Source organism: Haloferax litoreum, assembly GCF_009674605.1.
Lineage (GTDB): Archaea > Halobacteriota > Halobacteria > Halobacteriales > Haloferacaceae > Haloferax > Haloferax litoreum.
Window position 1 is genome coordinate 2,160,163 of the sequence record NZ_WKJO01000001.1, and the last position, 15,886, is coordinate 2,176,048.

The 15,886-nt window shown below is 62.6% G+C and carries 15 protein-coding genes; 7 read left to right on the forward strand and 8 right to left on the reverse strand.

Annotation, left to right across the window (positions count from 1 at the left end):
* The first annotated feature begins 1 nt into the window (after position 1).
* Positions 2-433: a disulfide bond formation protein B gene (locus tag GJR96_RS11160; RefSeq protein WP_151162991.1), complete on the forward strand. Its 432-nt coding sequence runs from the start codon at positions 2-4 to the stop codon at positions 431-433.
* Between the two features lie 21 nt (positions 434-454).
* On the opposite strand, the gene GJR96_RS11165 is transcribed toward GJR96_RS11160, so the two are convergent.
* Genes GJR96_RS11165 through GJR96_RS11190 form a run of 6 tightly spaced genes read right to left on the reverse strand, consistent with a single transcriptional unit; the run spans position 455 to position 10,165 of the window.
* Positions 455-1,915, reverse strand: coding sequence for a DASH family cryptochrome (locus GJR96_RS11165; protein ID WP_151162992.1), 1,461 nt, complete (start codon positions 1,913-1,915; stop codon positions 455-457).
* Between the two features lie 55 nt (positions 1,916-1,970).
* Entirely contained in the window at positions 1,971-2,492 is a 522-nt protein-coding gene (locus GJR96_RS11170) for a DUF7344 domain-containing protein (protein WP_151162993.1), read from the reverse strand.
* Between the two features lie 8 nt (positions 2,493-2,500).
* Positions 2,501-4,510, reverse strand: a complete 2,010-nt coding sequence (locus GJR96_RS11175; protein ID WP_151162994.1) for a SpoVR family protein — start codon at positions 4,508-4,510, stop codon at positions 2,501-2,503.
* On the reverse strand, positions 4,507-5,826 hold the full coding sequence (locus tag GJR96_RS11180; RefSeq protein ID WP_151162995.1) for a YeaH/YhbH family protein: 1,320 nt from the start codon (positions 5,824-5,826) through the stop codon (positions 4,507-4,509). Before GJR96_RS11180 ends, GJR96_RS11175 begins: the two co-directional genes overlap by 4 nt.
* The gene (locus tag GJR96_RS11185) at positions 5,817-8,090 is read right to left on the reverse strand and encodes a PrkA family serine protein kinase (RefSeq protein WP_151162996.1); all 2,274 of its coding nucleotides are present in this window, start codon (positions 8,088-8,090) and stop codon (positions 5,817-5,819) included. Before GJR96_RS11185 ends, GJR96_RS11180 begins: the two co-directional genes overlap by 10 nt.
* Positions 8,091-8,092: 2 nt before the next feature.
* Positions 8,093-10,165 carry a PrkA family serine protein kinase gene (locus tag GJR96_RS11190; RefSeq protein WP_151162997.1) on the reverse strand — a complete coding sequence of 691 codons (2,073 nt, stop codon included), beginning with the start codon at positions 10,163-10,165 and terminating at the stop codon, positions 8,093-8,095.
* 502 nt (positions 10,166-10,667) lie between these two features.
* Here GJR96_RS11190 and GJR96_RS11195 point away from each other — a divergent pair.
* The 4 genes from GJR96_RS11195 (at position 10,668) to GJR96_RS11210 (ending at position 13,371) form a co-directional block, all read left to right on the forward strand.
* Positions 10,668-11,750 carry a class I SAM-dependent methyltransferase gene (locus tag GJR96_RS11195; RefSeq protein WP_151162998.1) on the forward strand — a complete coding sequence of 361 codons (1,083 nt, stop codon included), beginning with the start codon at positions 10,668-10,670 and terminating at the stop codon, positions 11,748-11,750.
* Positions 11,751-11,843: 93 nt separating this feature from the next.
* Positions 11,844-12,224, forward strand: coding sequence for a DUF5820 family protein (locus tag GJR96_RS11200; RefSeq protein WP_151162999.1), 381 nt, complete (start codon positions 11,844-11,846; stop codon positions 12,222-12,224).
* Positions 12,225-12,249: 25 nt separating this feature from the next.
* Complete coding sequence (locus GJR96_RS11205; protein ID WP_151163000.1) at positions 12,250-12,699, forward strand: UPF0179 family protein; 450 nt, start codon at positions 12,250-12,252, stop codon at positions 12,697-12,699.
* A 36-nt stretch (positions 12,700-12,735) separates the two neighbouring features.
* Positions 12,736-13,371, forward strand: coding sequence for an HAD family hydrolase (locus tag GJR96_RS11210; RefSeq protein WP_151163001.1), 636 nt, complete (start codon positions 12,736-12,738; stop codon positions 13,369-13,371).
* A 24-nt stretch (positions 13,372-13,395) separates the two neighbouring features.
* Here the strand turns inward: GJR96_RS11210 and GJR96_RS11215 are convergent, their stop codons facing one another.
* Positions 13,396-14,244 carry a succinylglutamate desuccinylase/aspartoacylase domain-containing protein gene (locus GJR96_RS11215; protein WP_151163002.1) on the reverse strand — a complete coding sequence of 283 codons (849 nt, stop codon included), beginning with the start codon at positions 14,242-14,244 and terminating at the stop codon, positions 13,396-13,398.
* A 98-nt stretch (positions 14,245-14,342) separates the two neighbouring features.
* Positions 14,343-14,828: a DUF309 domain-containing protein gene (locus GJR96_RS11220; RefSeq protein WP_151163003.1), complete on the reverse strand. Its 486-nt coding sequence runs from the start codon at positions 14,826-14,828 to the stop codon at positions 14,343-14,345.
* 91 nt (positions 14,829-14,919) lie between these two features.
* Here GJR96_RS11220 and GJR96_RS11225 point away from each other — a divergent pair, with 91 nt between their 5' ends.
* Positions 14,920-15,111, forward strand: coding sequence for a hypothetical protein (locus GJR96_RS11225; protein ID WP_151163004.1), 192 nt, complete (start codon positions 14,920-14,922; stop codon positions 15,109-15,111).
* Between the two features lie 79 nt (positions 15,112-15,190).
* A complete protein-coding gene (locus GJR96_RS11230) occupies positions 15,191-15,850 on the forward strand; it encodes a sulfite exporter TauE/SafE family protein (protein ID WP_151163005.1) in 660 nt (219 codons plus the stop codon).
* Positions 15,851-15,886 lie beyond the last annotated feature (36 nt).

Here is a 15,886-nt window from a genome sequence, read left to right on the forward strand (position 1 = left end):
CGTGAACGATTCGATACGAGCGATGCTCGCCGTGGGCACACTCGTCGCACTCGGCGCGACGGCGGGCAGTCTCTACTTCAGTCTCGGACTCGGACTCACGCCCTGTGACCTCTGTTGGTACCAACGCATCTTGATGTACCCACTCGTCGTCGTCCTCGGAGTGGCCGCCGTCGAAGACCGAGGCGGTGTCTGGAAGACGGTGTTGCCACTCTCACTCGGCGGTGCTGCACTCGCGGGGTACCACACCTACCTGCAAATCACACCGGGCGCGACCTGCACGGTTGGCGGGCCGTGTACGAGCATCCAGTACCCGATGCTCGATGGACTGCTCACGATTCCGCGACTCTCGCTCGTCGCCTTCGTGCTCCTGACGCTCCTCTCGATTGTCGTCGGGTGGTACAACAAACCGAGCGACAACATGTGGGTCGCCTGAGCACGCTTCAGATTCGCCGACTTACCTGAGTTTCTCGTAAGATTTCTCGAGGTGTATCATCGGTTCGGGGTAGTCGTCACCCAGTTCGACGCCGTACTCGGCCTGTTCTGCGGGCGTCATCGTCCACGGTTCGTGGGCGTAGTTCGGCGGGAGGGCAGCGAGTTCCGGAATCCAGTGTTTCACGTACGCGGCGTCGCCGTCGTACTGCCGCGCCTGTTTGACGAGGTTGAAATAGCGGTCCCGCGAGTCGTTGCCGACGCCCGCGATGTACGCCCAGTTGCCGTAGTTCGACGCGGGGTCGTAGTCGACGAGGTGCGTCTCGAAGTACGCCGCGCCGCGCCGCCAGTCGAGGCGGAGATTGTTCGCGAGGAACGACGCGACGTTCTGCCGACCACGGTTCGACACGTACCCCGTCGCGTTCAACTCCCGCATGTTCGCGTCGACGAAGGGGATACCCGTCTGGCCGGACGCCCACCGCTCGAACTGTGCGTCGTCGACCCGCCAGTCGATGTCGGTTCGGTGCCTGATGCCGCCACGCTGGAAGAACTCCGACCCGTGTTTGGCGAATTGGAACTGGAAGAAGTCGCGCCACTGGAGTTCGAACGTGAGCCAGTACGTCGAGTCGTTCTTCACCCGCCGGACTTCGTAGCGGTCGACTTCGGACTGTACGTACCGAGGCGAGAGACACCCCTCGTTCAGCCACGGAGAGAACTTCGAGGAGTAGTCTGACCCGAGCATCCCGTTTCGCGTCTCTTTGTACGCCCGGAGGTGGTCACCCTCCCAGATGTACGACTCCACTCGGTCGAGTGCTGCTGTCTCACCGCCGTCGAATGGAAGGACGCCTCGGTCGTCGTGTGTCGGCGGCGAGAGTGTTGAATCGAGGTCGGAGACGGTCGGAATGTCACCCGCGATGGGTGCATCCGCCGGCAACGGGGGCAACTCGGGAATCGGACTCGGTGTGCGAATCTTCGACTCCGCTTCGACTGCTTTCCGGAACGTCGTGTAGGTGTCCGGTACGTCGGCGAGGCCCATCGGCAGGTCGTCGACGTGGGTGAGCGTGTGGCCCCAGAACTGCCGTGACCCGACTCCTGCCTCGTCGAGCGTCTTCGTGACTGCTGCTTCGACCTGTCGCTCCTCGGCCGTCGGCCACGTGTGCATGGTGACGACGTCGGCGTCGACGGCGTCTGCGACCGAAGAGAGCACAGATTCCGGGTGTCCCACGCGGACCACGAGTTCGCTCCCACGGTCACGCAGCGACGACCGGAGGTCGGCGACCGATTCGAGGCGGAAGCGGGCGCGGTGTGCACCGGTCTTCCGGAACACGAAGGAGTCAGTGCCGCCAAAGTCGCAGGGGCCGTAGTCTCGTGGGTCGAAGCAGTAGACGGGAACGACGTGGTCTGCCTCGCACGCCGCGGCGAGGGCGTCGTTGTCGTGGAGGCGAAGGTCGCGTCGAAACCACACGAGCGCAGTCGAAGCAGGCATCTCAGCGGCGCTTAGGACGGTGAGAACTTGAGTCGAGCGGCCGTTTCACCGGGGGTTACATCCGACCTCGCGTCGCGAGGCCGAGTTCCGCCCCAGTGACCAGAGTGACGAGAACGAGGGCCACGATAGCGACCAGTCTCGGGTCGACACGGTCGATGACTGGCATGCCCATCCAGCCTGCGAAGACGAGTGCGAGGCCAGCGAGACAGGTGGTGAACGTGAGCATCGCGAAGGGCGACTGGACGGTGTCGTCGACGAGGTACGGTTCGAGTTCGACGGCGCTCGTCCCGAGTGAGACGACTTTCGCCGACGAGTCGTAGGTGACGATGTGGAGCGTGTCGAGTTTCGGGAGGTGCGTCTGGTGCAACGAGATGTAGACGCTCTGGCGAACCTTTCGCGGCGGCGGTGACTCACCGGACTCAACTTCGGCGATGTGCTCGGCGAGGTCACCGACGGCCTGTTCGTCGTCAGTGTCCCGAAGTCGTTCGAGGACGAGTCGGCGTCGTTCGTTCCGGAGCACGTCGTGGATGACCGCCTCGTCGAGCGTCCCGTCGGCGTGGCGGTCAGCGAATCCCATCTCCCTGTTCAGAGCCAGTCATCGGGCTTCGTGTCGTAGTCGATATCGCTCGCGGCGATACGCGCTTCGAGTTCCGGGTCTAGGTCCCTGACGGTGAACTCGGTTCCGTCGTACCGGATGCGAATCGCGCGCTCTACCGGCGTCGGTTCGCGCCCGCGGCGACGGGCGACTTCTACTTCGTGTTCGTCGAACTCTTTGATGATGGTCATCAGGTTGACCGGGCGGCCCCACAGGTGGTAGACCCGTTCGATGACGCCGCGGGCTTGCTTCACGTCGAGGATGACGCCGTTGTACTGGTGGCCGAGCAGCAGTTCACCGCGGTTGTCGAAGTTGCCGTCGTAGACGGCGATAGTCGGCTTTCCGAAGTTCGTGAACTGGAACAGCAGTTTCTTCTTCACGTCTTCGTACTGCGTCGACGAGACGCGGAACTGCCGCGACGACTGGGAGAACTCGTACGCGAAGTAGTGGTTCACGCGGACGAACTCTTCGGTGAGGAAGGCGTCGAGGAACGTCACGTCGTTGTGACTCTCGCGAATCTCGCGCATGCGGTCCCACCCCGCGGCCTTGTCGACGTCCGCGATGGCGTCTTCGACAGTCTCGTACAGTTCGTCGTCGAACATGTAGCGCGACAACTGTTCGAGTTCGGACCGGCGGATGCGCCGGAGGAATCCGCGGTTCTGTGGTTTGACGAGCGAGTAGTGTCGCGCTGCGAGGCCCTCGTACGAGAGGACTTTCCACGGATACGCGTCCACGTCGATGGACTCGTCACCCGAGAGCGCTCTGTCGAGCATCTCGTGGTCCACTCGCGGGTCGTCCGGACCGAGTGCGGCGAGTTCGTCCAGCGAGTCGGCGTCAACACCGTCGATGACGGGGTCGGTCCGAAGCGACGACTGCACCTCGTCGAAGTCGACGACTTCGTGGAAGTTGCGCCACGTGATTCCCTCGACGCGGAGGAGTTTCTCGGCGACTTCGGCGCGGTTCGTCGTGTTCTCGATGTACTCCCAGAGTTCCTTGCCCAACTTGTACGGGTTGAGGCCGGGCGACCCGAGGACGCGCGACTGGTGGTCGGCGTACGTGATGAACTCGTCCGTGCCGGCGAACCGTTCGTCGCCCATCATGAGCGACTCCCAGTAGGCGGCCCACCCCTCGTTCATGACTTTCGTCATCTTCTGGGCGGCGAAGTAGTACGCCTCTTCGCGGAGCATGTCGAGGACGTCCTTCTGCCACGGTTCCATCTCCTCTGCCTTCCCCGTCTCTTCGTCGAAGCGCATGCCGTGTTCGCGGATGTACGCGAGCACGTCTTTCCGGGGGTCGGTGAGTTTCGCGGCCTCACGTTCGGCCTCCTCGATTCGGTCCATCCACGCGTCGTCGAACACCTCACGGCGCACGTCGTCAGAGATGTTGAGGCTCTTCAGTTGTGACCGGATGTCCTCGGGAATACGGCCGTCGTCGTCTTTGGCCGCCTCACGAATCGACCGATGTTGGTCGATGGTGTCTTCGAGACAGAGAATCGCGTCGATGAACTTCTCGACTTCGTCGCGACTGATGTCCGGGTTCTGGACGTAGCGCTCTATCGATTGTGCGTGCCGTTCGAGCATCGCGGCGGCGTCGAACTGCCCCTCGTCGGAGAACAGGCCGAACCACTGGTTCTTGTTGAAGAAGTCCGAGTGGGCCTCGACGTGGGTGATGACGGCCTTCTGGTCGGCCAGCGAGTTCGACTCCTGTAAGAAGGCGTTCGCCGGTTCGTCGTTGTTGACGATTTCGAACGCCTTGCCCATGCCGAACTGGTCGGTCTTTCGTTGCCGGTCGTAGGCCATCCCCCATCGCCAGTGCGGATAGCGCTCTTGGAACCCGCCGTAGGCGATGAGTTGGTTCATCTCGTCGTAGTTGACCACCCAGTAGTTCACCGGGTACGGGTCCAACCCGAGTTTCCGGGCGAGTGCGCCCGCTTCACGAACCGGTTCGTCGAGGCGAGCGGCCTCTTTCTGTGCGTCTCTGCGGTGTCGTCTGAAACTCATTCTACTGTCGCCTCCGTGCTGAGGATGCGGTATATCGCGTCGATGACGTCGTCGGGGTCGGAGACGTACGCGACGACGACGTTGCCCTCGTCGCCGAGGGTCCGTTCGACTTCCTCGGCGTGGGTCGCGTTGATGGCGGTGCCACCGGGTTGTGTCTCGACGTACGCGTGGAGGTTCGCGTCGATTTCCTGCATCATCGGGATGACGCGCTCTTTGGTGTCGTTCGAGGAGTTCTCGGAGTCACCAGCGGCGAAGACGTAGCGGTTCCACTCGCGCCACGGGTAGCGTTCTTCGAGCACCTCTTTGGCCAGTTCGTAGGCCGAGGAGATGCGCGTCCCACCGCCCGAGCGGATGCCGAAGAACTCGTCGCGTTCGACTTCCCACGCCTCCGCGTCGTGGGCGATGTAGACGAACTCGGCGTGGTCGTACTTGCCTGTGAGGTACCAGTCCAGTGGCGTGAAGGTGCGCTCGACGAGTTCGCGTTTCGTCTCGCGCATCGACCCGGACACGTCGCGGATGTTGACCACGACGACGTTCGAACGCTTCTTCTCGATTATCTCGGGGTGACGGTAGCGTTCGTCCTCGCGGCGGAACGGAATCTCTTTGAGGCCGTCGCGGCGGATGCGCTGGACCGTCGTCGTTCGCTCGACGTTCGCTTCCATCTCCTCGAACGAGGCCCACGTGTCGCGTTCGTCGTCGGGGATGCGTGTCCACTCGTCGTCGACCCATGCGAGCGAGACGAGGATGTTGTTCTCGCGGCACCAGCGGTAGACGTCGTCCGGTGTCGTGTCTGCGACTTTCATCGCCTCGCGGACGAAGTCTTCGTCGAAGTCCATCGCCAGTTTGCGCTTGAGACCCTCTTTGAACAGGCGTTCGAAGTCGAGGGTGCTGTGCGGGCCGCTTCGGGTGATGTCGGTGAAGTCGCCTTCGACTTCCTCGATGACCTCCTTTCCCTTCGGTTCGAGTTGCAAGCCGAGTTCTTCGTCGAGAGCCTCGGCGAACTGCTCGGGGTCCATCTCGTAGTACTCGTGTTCGGCCCCTTCTTCGCCGGGTTCGCCCTCGTCACCGTCGCCGGGTGCGGGTTGTGGTTGGCCGAGCGGTTGTCCCACGTCTGGCGTGCCACCCTTTCCTTGGCCGACGCCGCCCATGTCGAGGCGGTCGTAGCGGAACTCCGGGAGGTCTACGACCTTGATTGGTATCTTGATGTCTTTCGCGCCGGACGCGCCGAGGTCACCGTAGGAGATGAACTCCTTGAGGTCTTCGCGGCGTTGTTCGCCGACTTCGCGGAATCGTTCGAGGTCGTCTCTCAGTCCCATGTGTGGCTCACCTCCTTCATCACGACACGACTCGTGAGTTCGGCAGACGCGGCGGAGTAACCGCGGTGTCTCATCTCGTCGATGGTCCGTTCTTTGACGCGGGCCGTCTCGGTGTTCGCCGGCGGGTCGTCCCACTGCCGGGGGTCGAGGTCCGAGAAGAGACGGCGCACGTCCTCCCACGCGTGCGTCTCGAGAACCGTCCGAATGACGGGAATCTCGGTGAGGTCCACGTCGGAGACGGTGAATCCTTCGTCGCGGTTCTCCCACGCGTAGCGGTTGAGTGCGGTGATGACCTTCTCGTTGCGGAAGGCTTCGACCGCCGCAGACGGGTCGTTCCCCTCGTACTCGTTCTTCGAGAACCGACCGAGGTGTTCGGTCTCGAAGAGTTTCATCAGCAGGGGGTCGGGGTCGATGGGACCGCGTTCGGTCTCGATTTGGCCGTCGGAGGCCCACGCGTAGACGTGTTCGACGTACTCTTCGACCGTCTCGCGTTGGACGCCCTTGTCGGCCAACAACGCGTCGAGCACGTCGCGTTCCTGCTGGTCGAAGATGTACGACTTGACCATCGCGATGCGGCCTTCGTACTCGGACGACTCGGCGCGTGAGAACACCGGCGCGTCGGGCAACTCGTCGACCATCGCGTCGAGCACGTCTGCGGGCATGACCACGGCCGACACGTCGAGGTCGGGGTGGTGCCTGTCGACTCGGTCGTGGAGCAAGTCGGCGATGACGTCGCGGGTGAAGGTCACGGGAATCCCGTGTGTCCCCTCGGTGTCGCCGATGAACTCGAACGCGGATACGTCGCGGCGCTGGTCGCCGACCTGCAGGTAGCCACGGTCGAACAACAGCGCCTTGTCCACGAGGTTCAACTCCAGTTCGGGGTCGAGCGGAACGTCTTCCGCGTCGAGGCGGGTCACGACGCTGTAGAGCGCCGCCGCCTCGATGGTGTGGGGTGCGAGTTCGCGTGTGCGGACGGCACCCGGTCCTTCTCGAACGTCCAGCGCAATCGCTTCGGCGACGCGTTCGGCCATCACCTCGGGCGAATCGGTCCAGACGCTCGTCTCGTTCGCCAGTTCACGTCGGATGAGTTCAGCCTCCAGCGAGAGGTTCGTCAGGTAGCGGAACTCGTGTTTGTTCAGGCGACGCTTGAGCGCCTTCAACGGGTCGCGCCCGTTCCTGTCGGCGAACTTGTCGAGTTCGGCGTCGAGGTCCGGGTTCGAGATGATGACGAGTTGGGTATCGATATCCATCCCGATTCCCTTGTCCAGTTTGACGTGGCCTTCGTCGGGCACGTTCAGGAGTTTCTGAAGCAAGTCGGCGTGCTGGGTCGCGTCTTCGACGATTGTCAGGAGGCCGTTCCCCTGCGAGAGGACGCCGTCGTAACTGAACGCCTGTGGGTTCTTCCGGCCGCGGGAGTTCAGTTCACGGAGCATACTCGGCATCCACGACCCGACGAGTCGCTCTTTCGGCGACCCGTCGTCTTCGGAGTGGAGGACGCCGATGCCGCGCCCAACGTCGACGACGTAGTTCTTCACGCGGAGGTGCTTGTCGTCGGTGGCGGCGCTGAAGAGGTCCTGTCTCCCGGCGCGTCGGTACTCCTCTTCGAGGTAGACGTACGCCTCGCGGCAGAACGGGTCGAGAGCCTCGTCGACATCGACGGGAACGTGGTCGCCGTTCTCGCGGTTGAGGTCTTCGAGCAATCGCTTTCGCACGTCGCTCGGGAAGACCGAGAGTGGATGTGACTGGACTGGACTCTCGTACCAGTCTTCGTCGTCTGACTCGACTTCGCCACCGTACGAAAGACCGCGAGTGTCTGCGGCGTTCGCGATGTTCCACTCGACGGTGTATCGTCGGCCGGCGTCGGTCTTCGAATACTCTCGGAGGCCGTTGATGAGACAGCGTTTCAACTCGGACTTGCCCGTCGCCGTCGGCCCGTCGAACCAGACGATTTTCTCGGCTTTGCCGCGGTCGGCGGCGATGGTTCGCAGGTCGTCGACGAACGCGTTCAACACGTCCGTGTTGCCGAGGACGGCGTGTTCACCGTCGTTGGCGGGGTCGTCGAAGAAGCGGTAACGCTCCTTCTGTTCTCCCTGTTCGACCACCGAGCGGGTCCCCATCGACTCGATTGCTTCGAGGAGGTACTTCGACGCGTGCGACGCGATAGATGGCGACTGGAAGGCCGCTTCGACGTACTCGCCGAGGCTCATGGGCTCCTCGTAGGTGCCGCGGAGGGCCTCGTCGGCGTCGCGAATGTAATCTCGCATGGTCAGCCTTCGAGTTCGCTCTTCGCCACCTCCGCACCGGCGAACTCGAGCACCTCCCGGGCTCCGTCGCGCGAGTATCCTTGGTCGACGAGTGCGTCGACCCACGCGTTGCGTTCGTCGTCGTCGAGTTCGTTCGCACTCACGAGCGCCGAGAAGTTGATGTTGTGTTTCTTGTCTTCCCAGAGTTTGCGCTCGAGGGCGCGGCGGAGTCTGTCGTTATCTTGCGGGTTGAACGAGGTACCCTCGCGTGCGCGCCGCGAGACCCAGTTGGAGACTTCCTGCCGGAAGTCGTCCTTGCGGTCCTCGGGGATGTTGAGTTTCTCTTCGACCGCTCGGAGGAACTTCTCGTCTGGCTCTTGGTCGCGACCCGTCAGTTCGTCTTCGACCGTCGCGTCGTCGATGTAGGCCATGACGTGGTCCATGTACTTCTCGCCCTGCCGGCGAATCTCGTCGATGTCGTACGCGAGGGCGTGGCGAACGTCCTCGATGGCGCGTTCTTTGTACTCTTCGCGGACCATCTCGAGGTAGCGGTGGTACCGTTCGAGATTCTCTTCGGGAATCGACCCGTGGTTCTCGAGGTTTTCTTCGAGGTGGGTGAACGACGAGAGCGGTGAGAGGTACTTGCGACCACGGTGGGTCGCGTCCATGATTGCCTCGGCAATCTCGTCGCCGATGAACCGGGCCGAGACACCGTCCATCCCCTCGGCGATATCGGCTTTCTTCTCACCCTCCTCGCGGAGTTTGCGCACGTCGACGTCGTCACCGTCGTCTAACTCGCCGTTGTAGGCTTTCGCCTTCTGGACGAGCGTGATGGTGTCCGAATCGGGTTCGACGATACGGGTGAGGACGCCGAAGAGGCCGGACATCTCCAGCGTGTGGGGTTCGACGTGGATGTCGGGAACGTCGGCGTTCCGGAGCATCTTGCGGTAAATCTCCGCTTCCTGCTCGTATTCGAGGACGTACGGGAAGTCGATGCGCTTCGTCCGGTCGTTGAACGCCTCCATCTTCTCGTCGCCTTTCTTCTCGCGGTACTCGGGCATGTTCGTCCGCCCGACGATGACCTGGTCGATGTCGATACGCGGGTTGTTCTTCGGCTTGATAGTCTGTTCCTGCGACGCGTGCAGGAAGTCGTAGAGGAACTCACGCTGGAGTTTCAGCAGTTCCTCGCCGGAGAAGATGCCGCGATTGGCGTTACAGAACGCCCCCGCGTAGTCGAACGCTCGCGGGTCGGACTCGCCGTAGACAGCGAGTTTCGAGTAGTTGACGTCACCGGTCAGTTCGGTCTCGTCTTGGTTCTTCTTGTCCTTCGGTTCGAACGTCTCGACGCACTGCCGTTTGTTCTCGGAGGCGACGAGGCGGATGATTTCGATGTGGTTCTCCACCACCGACTCCAGGTCGTCGTCGTAGTGGGCGAGCAGTCGGTCCATGTAGAACTCCGAGGCAGGGTCGAGTGCCTGGTCGTTCCTGATGGTGTACGGTGCGTCGAGATTCTCGTTGAGTTGCTCGATGACGATGTCACGCTGCTCTTGGGGGAGCAACACGAGTGGGTCTTGATTCATCGGCGACTGGACCACGGTGTCGGAGGGGTCCTGGTCGCGGATGACGTCGCCGAGGTTCGTCCACCGGAAGGTGTACATGCGGCCCTCGTCCCGCATCGTGTAGTCCTCGAAGTAGCGTCGGGAGAGCCAATCGAAGTGTGACTTCCCGGACCCGACGGGTCCCAAGAGGAGTTTGATGCGTTTTTCGGGGCCGAGGCCGCGGGCCCCTGATTTCACCTTGTTGACGAACTCGTGTATCGACTCGTGGACTTCGCGGCCGTAGAAGACGTTCTCTCCGTCGTGTAACGAGTCCTCGGAGGCCATGAGGTACTCCACGACACCCGCGTCTTCGTCGTAACGGGTGCCGTAGAAGTCGAACATGTCCGCCACGCGTTGGTGGGCGTTGCGAGCGATTTTCGGGTCTGCGTAGACCTCTTCGAGATACCACTCGAAACTCTTTGCCTCGCGCAGGTCTGCGGGCACGGAGTCTCTGTAGTGTTTGCTCAGGTCTGCGAGTGTTTCAATTTCGCCGGTCATTGTTCGTGGAGCCTCGTCGGACCGGCCGTCCGGAGACGGTCGAAGGCGACGCGCCCGCGTCTGCGGGTCGCAGACGACACCGACCGACCCGAACGTCGCGTAGCACAGGGCTACGAGCGACGGGGCGATGGGCACCGCCGTCGCTCCGCGCGAGCGACATGGACGGCGACTGGCGACAGAATCGGCGATTGGGACACGATGCGCGGGGCGACTCGCTCGGTCCAGTGACCGAGACTAATTCTCAATGAGAGACGTTAACATATAACGCTTTCTCTGTAAATAGTCAGGATATTGTCTAGACCGAGATTATTTCCGGATTCATACCACTCGTTGTGACCCTCCGGACGACCGACGTGTGTCGATTTAATCGCTGGTTCAGCGACGTGACGGAGTCGTTAATCGAGTCGTCTCGAAATCATGTCCTCCTTCATAGGACGTTTTATCGACGGTTTTCCGGCATACTCGGCAGGTATTTGAGACTGTTCGACATCTCTCACGACGAATGGGGGATTCACCATCTCGGCGGGCCGAACTCGTCGAACGGATTACGGACGCGACGCTGGGGTCACTACTCCTCTACACGATATACATCGGCGACGAACTCGGCCTGTACGAGGTACTTGCGGAGGGCGACGCACTCACGTCAGTCACACTGGCCGAACGGACAGGAACCGACGAACGATACGTCCGTGAATGGCTCGAACAGCAAGCCGTCACGGGCGTTCTGGACGTCGACGACGAGCACGCAGCCGCGACGGAGCGACGATTCAGGCTCCCATCGGCACTCGAACCGGTTCTACTGGAGCAAGAGAGCGTTCACTACATGGCGCAGCAGGCACATCTCGTCGTCGGCGGTGCGCAACCCCTCGACGACGTCGTCGCCGCATTCCGTACCGGTGGCGGAGTCCCGTACGACGCCTACGGGCCGCTACGAGAGGGGCAGGCACGAACCAATCGGGCCGAGATGCGGTACCGACTCGGCACCGAGTGGGTGCCGTCGATTCCCGACGTCGATGATACGCTGAAATCGGGTGACTCCCCCGCAGTGGCCGACATCGGTTGTGGTGCGGGGTGGGCGTGTATCGGTATCGCCGAGGGCTACCCCGACGTCGCCGTCGACGGGTTCGATATCGACGGGCCGTCCGTGGAACGCGCCCGAGAGAACGTGACTGCCGCCGGCCTCGACGACAGGGTGACGATTCACGAACGGGACGCGGGGTCCCTCGCCGCCGAGCAATCGTACGACCTCGTGACGGCGATAGAAGTCCTCCACGACCTCTCGGACCCCGTCGGTGTCCTGCGGACGATGCGGCGTCTCGTCCGCCCGGGTGGAAGTGCCCTCGTCGTCGACCAGCGCGTCGGAGAGACGTTCAGCACCGACGTCTCACTCGCTGAGGAGATGATGTACGGGTGGAGCGTGGTTCATTGTCTGCCGGTCGGAAGGGACGCCGACCACTCTGCCGCGACAGGGACGATTATGCGAGAACGAACCGTCCGCGAGTACGCCGACGAGGCGGGATTCGAGGACGTCGAGGTACTCCCCATCGAGCACGACGGGTTCCGTTTCTACCGACTCACTCCATAGGACCGAGGACCGCCAGACAGTGACGTACTGCGCGGCAGTCCGTCCCGCTCTCCGACCGAGAAGGCTTAGGAACCCGGGTCACTAGGCGGGTGTATGACCGACCTGCCCGACGGGTGGACGCTCTGGAACGACGAACACCAAGGCCGTCGAATCCTCGCGTATCGGCCGGACGTGTTCAACGAAGCGTCGTTCCCCGCGGAGTGTATGCCCACCATCTTCGTGTGGAACGGGTCGCGGGCCAAGCGCCCCGGTGCGTCGCAAATCCGCACCGACACGTGGCACGCCGTCCTCTTCATGGAACCCGAAATCGAAGTCCACGTCGAGGAGTTCGACTCGCGTGAGGCGGCAGTCGAGGGTGCGACAGAGATTGCTGGACGGTTCTCCGAGGGCGAGTTCGACTACCGTGAAGCGTACCAAATCCCGCGCGAGGACTACTTCGACAAACTCGACGAACTGACCGGGCGGGAACCTTAACCACCCCGCGAGTCAACGGAGTGGCATGACCTCCGTCACTCTCGTCGGTGCCCGCCTGACTGAACCGGGTACCGAGTTCGTCTACCACGGTGAATCGAGCGCCTGCGAGGGGTGTCCGTATCGTCGGCAGTGTCTCAACCTCACCGAGGGCGTTCGCTACCGTGTCATCGGTGTCCGCGAGAACACCCAAGTCCTCGACTGCGCCGTCCACGACGAAGGCGTTCGCGCCGTCGAAATCGAAACCGCCGCTGTGACGGCAAACGTCCCGTCGAAAGGGGCCTACGCCGGCAGTAAGGCTAGTTTACAGGGACCGTGTCCCCACACCGAGTGCCCAAGTCACCAGTACTGCGTTCCCGAAGGCGCGGAGTTCGACCAGGAGTACCGCATCAGCGAAGTCGTCGGCGACCCGCCGCACGACCACTGTTACCTCGACCGGAACCTGACGCTCGTCGAGTTCGAAGCGGCAGACGAGTAGCCCGGTTCTTTACGTCTCTGACGTCATCTCTCTGGCATGACACGGGCAGTCTTCTTCGACCTCGATTTGACGCTCCTCCAGTACACAGAGGAGTTCGAGACGATATTCGAGACCGCAGTTCCGAACGCGCCAGATGGTTCCTACGAACACTACCTCTCCGTGTTCTTCGAGGCGTTCGAGCACCTCTCGACGACTCCCTACCGTGACGGCTTCGAGGCCGTGGTCTCCGAGTTCGACGTCGATGCCGACCCAGAGGCACTCGCGGCGCGGTACCACGAAGCCGAACTCGCGGCGACGACGGTCCGCGAATCAGCACGTTCGGCCGTCGTCCGCGCCGCATCGCGAGGGCCGGTCGGAATCCTGACGAACGGTGCCCCAGCGATGCAACGTGCGAAACTCGAACGCCACGGACTCGACTCGGAAGTGGACGCCATCGTGATATCGAACGACCCAGACGTCGCCGCTCGGAAGCCCGATACAGGTATCTTCGAGGCAGCCGAGACTGCTCTCACGGCCGACGAGTACGTCTACGTCGGCGACACGTACGACGAAGATATCGTAGGTGCACGTCGTGCTGGTTGGGACGCGATACACGTCGGGGACGACGGGCCGGCAGAGGACCCAGCACGAGTCGAGTCGGTCGACGACGCAGTCGCTCGATTGTTCGACTGAGGGCAGAACGGAGAGCGAGACTGACTACGGCAGTTCGCCGACTTTCTCACCAGCGTAGCCGAAGATGTCGGCGTACCCGTATGCAGAGAGTAAGATTGGGTAGAAGTCGCGCTCGGCGGCGAACGTCTCGGCGTCGGCACGTGCGAACACCTCCCCGGATTCGACCGGTTCGAAGTTGTGTGCGAGAACCTCGTACTCGTCGGCGTCCGGCTTGGGGAGTCGTTCGAGGAGTTTGAACACGTCGAGGCTGTTCTCTCGGGGGGCGGCGAGTTTCAAGCGGTCGTCTTCGGTCTGTGATTCGATATCGTCGCCGCCGTCGCTGGCGACTGTCGGGGCGGGGAGGACGTTCGTCGCCGTGAGGAACGCGCGGATGAGCCAGTAGGCGTTTTCGGCCGCTTCGTCGGACTTCTGGAGGCCCGCTTCGACTTCGACGGTGTGGGCGTGTTCGATGAGTCGCCCCTCTGCGAAGTTGTTCGTCTCGACGGCGACGTCGACGGGGAGACGTGGGAGAATCGACCGCGCGATTGCGTCGACGGTGTCGACGATGGCGAACGGTTCGGCGTACGACTGCGTCGAGTGGATAGAAAAGGCAGTCGTGCCGCGGACTTCCCGGCCCAAGTCGTGCGCGAGGCGACGCTCGTGACTCTCCGCGTGTGGGTCGCCGGGGAAGGCGCGGTTGAGGTCCTCGTCGAGGTACCGAACGTCCGCGTCAAGGGCCTCCTCGTTGGCGATGATGAGTTTCACCGGGCGTTCGACGTCTGGGTCTTCCGCAACGAACCGTTCGATGGCGCGCGCGCCACACGGTTCGTCACCGTGAATCGACCCGACGACCGACACTTCCGGGGTGCCGTCACCGAGTTCGTAGATTCGCATTGCCGGGTCCTAGAGCCAGGGGCTAAAGGCCTTTAAGATTCTTCCTGTGTGTTCACAGACAAAATTTGGTCGACTCCGACGGTACCGACTGCGGGGCGTCAGTGGTCCAACTGCGCCGCGTAGTCGTAATCGGCAGGGTAGGCAGTCGCCTGCTGTCCATCGAGTGTAATCTGCCACTCGTGGAGTTCTGTTGGGTCGTCGAGTGCCGCCCGGAGTGTCGCTCGAACGTCGTCTACGTCCACGCCGTAGAAGTCGCTCGGAGTGCCGCGGAGGTACTGCAAGGCCGTTTCGAACAGCGAGCGCATCCCGACGTCGTTCTCGAAGTCGAAGTGCTTGTACGCGCCTGCGGCCACCTGTACCATCCCGTGGAGGAAGGCGCTCTCTGTCGTTCCCGCGCCGTAGTTGTACCATTCGTCTTCGAAACAGTCGTGACTCTCGTGGAAGTCGGCCGAGTTGAACAGGCGGACGCCGTGTTCGACTGCTCTCCGGAGCGTCGCGTGTTCCCACATCCGTACGTCCGCGTTCCACCCAGACGGGTTCCCGAGTGGCGGGGCAACACTCGGGTCTCGGGTGTGTTCGTCCATGGAGAGGAACAGGTCGGGTGTCCCGGTAATACCATCGGTGGTGCGGTAGCGCCGCAGAGACCTTTACTGGGTCGGCGACCAACCACCGTATATGACCGACTCAGGGACCGAGTGTACCTACTGCGGATGCGACGTGTACCGACACGACCCCGTCTTCGTCGAGGAACTGGAGAATGGCGAACGCGTCTCCGCCGGTTCGTTCTGTAACTACGCGTGTCTCACGTCCTACGTCGAGGCCGAGAACCTCTCGCTCGGCGCGACCTGTGAATTACCTCCAGAGTGACCGAGACCGGACGCGGGTTCACCAGACACTTCGCCGCAATGCACGTCATATTTACGTCCAGTTCGCACACTCGGTAGCAATGGCACTCGCATCTGCACTCGTGGCAGGCGGCGTCATCGGTATCCGGCACGCGCTGGAGGCCGACCACCTCGCCGCCGTCGCGACGATGGTCGAAGACGACGGAAACCCGAGCATCGTCGGCGCTTCGTGGGGCGTCGGTCACTCGATTCCAATCGTCGTCGTCGGTCTCCTGTTCGTCGCACTCGGTGTTCGCCTGCCCGAGTCGGTGACGCACTTCTTCGAGGTCACCGTCGGTGCGATACTCGTCGTCCTCGGGGCTCGAATGCTCCTTCGTGCTGCTGGCGTATCGTTCCCGACGTTCCGGAATCACGACCACGGAGCGCAGACCCATCGACACGTCTCGCTCGGCAGCGTCGCACTCGGGACGAAACACACACACGTCCACGACGAGTCGTTCGCCGTCGGCGTCCTCCACGGATTCGCCGGCAGTGGAGCACTCGTCATCGCGATGGTGTCCGCCGCACCCGGAATGGGGCAAGCCGTCGCGTTCCTCACCGCGTTTAGTCTGCTGACGGTGGCGACGATGGCGACTGTCTCAACGCTCTGGGGGCGGTCGATGGACGTTGGCGGGACGCGCCTCCTTCGCGCTACAGCAGGCGTCGTCGGCGTGGTCGTGGGCGGACTCCTCGTCGTCGAGCAGGTTGGACTCTTCGTCTAACGATTCGCAACGTTTTAGCGGTCCCCCTGACCTATC

What these genes read in the sequence shown, in the direction of transcription:
- GJR96_RS11175 (WP_151162994.1), bottom strand. Translation starts at nt 4,510, where the DNA reads ATGAGTTTCAGACGACACCGCAGAGACGCACAGAAAGAGGCCGCTCGC.
- GJR96_RS11230 (WP_151163005.1), top strand. Translation starts at nt 15,191, where the DNA reads ATGGCACTCGCATCTGCACTCGTGGCAGGCGGCGTCATCGGTATCCGG.
- GJR96_RS11180 (WP_151162995.1), bottom strand. Translation starts at nt 5,826, where the DNA reads ATGGGACTGAGAGACGACCTCGAACGATTCCGCGAAGTCGGCGAACAA.
- GJR96_RS11190 (WP_151162997.1), bottom strand. Translation starts at nt 10,165, where the DNA reads ATGACCGGCGAAATTGAAACACTCGCAGACCTGAGCAAACACTACAGA.
- GJR96_RS11220 (WP_151163003.1), bottom strand. Translation starts at nt 14,828, where the DNA reads ATGGACGAACACACCCGAGACCCGAGTGTTGCCCCGCCACTCGGGAAC.
- GJR96_RS11225 (WP_151163004.1), top strand. Translation starts at nt 14,920, where the DNA reads ATGACCGACTCAGGGACCGAGTGTACCTACTGCGGATGCGACGTGTAC.
- GJR96_RS11200 (WP_151162999.1), top strand. Translation starts at nt 11,844, where the DNA reads ATGACCGACCTGCCCGACGGGTGGACGCTCTGGAACGACGAACACCAA.
- GJR96_RS11170 (WP_151162993.1), bottom strand. Translation starts at nt 2,492, where the DNA reads ATGGGATTCGCTGACCGCCACGCCGACGGGACGCTCGACGAGGCGGTC.
- GJR96_RS11165 (WP_151162992.1), bottom strand. Translation starts at nt 1,915, where the DNA reads ATGCCTGCTTCGACTGCGCTCGTGTGGTTTCGACGCGACCTTCGCCTC.
- GJR96_RS11185 (WP_151162996.1), bottom strand. Translation starts at nt 8,090, where the DNA reads ATGCGAGATTACATTCGCGACGCCGACGAGGCCCTCCGCGGCACCTAC.
- GJR96_RS11215 (WP_151163002.1), bottom strand. Translation starts at nt 14,244, where the DNA reads ATGCGAATCTACGAACTCGGTGACGGCACCCCGGAAGTGTCGGTCGTC.
- GJR96_RS11195 (WP_151162998.1), top strand. Translation starts at nt 10,668, where the DNA reads ATGGGGGATTCACCATCTCGGCGGGCCGAACTCGTCGAACGGATTACG.
- GJR96_RS11205 (WP_151163000.1), top strand. Translation starts at nt 12,250, where the DNA reads ATGACCTCCGTCACTCTCGTCGGTGCCCGCCTGACTGAACCGGGTACC.
- GJR96_RS11210 (WP_151163001.1), top strand. Translation starts at nt 12,736, where the DNA reads ATGACACGGGCAGTCTTCTTCGACCTCGATTTGACGCTCCTCCAGTAC.